This is a genomic window from Dietzia sp. IBK-p2-15D, assembly GCF_057773105.1.
On sequence record NZ_JBYMTK010000101.1, the window covers coordinates 1 to 446 of the forward strand.

Consider the following 446-nt stretch of genomic DNA (forward strand, 5'->3'; position numbering starts at 1 on the left):
GGTTAACTTCTGGCTTATTGTCAGGATTAGGTAAATAGGTTTCACAAACAAGCCTATGAACTCGGCGCGTAAGCGATTTACCATTGCCGATGCAGATACTGACGGTTACATATCCACAATGACCAACTCGGGTTTTTAATGGTTTGTTCTTATCTTGCTTAATTACATCCCCGTTCTCTGAGATGTAGTATTCTTTAAATATTGGGTGTTTTTTCATTTGTATTTTCCTTACTATAATTCAGGGGGTTAGTTTCTGCTGATTGTCCCTATTTTGACAATTTTTAGGGGTCGCCATATTACTACATATGGTATCCTATGTCAAACTTTACAGGAGTTACCAGCAATTAAGTAGGTTATTCAACGTACATTTCTGTACGAGGGAACTGAATTAATTCACCATTTGAGACACGGCTCTAAATGTCCCTTTCATACTCTCTGAATCTAAT

The 446-nt window shown here is 37.4% G+C and carries 1 protein-coding gene; it reads right to left on the reverse strand.

The features are described 5' to 3' along the window. On the reverse strand, positions 1-217 hold a 217-nt coding region (locus AC3DEV_RS17060), incomplete at its 3' end, for a hypothetical protein (RefSeq protein ID WP_488372883.1). Positions 218-446: the final 229 nt, after the last annotated feature.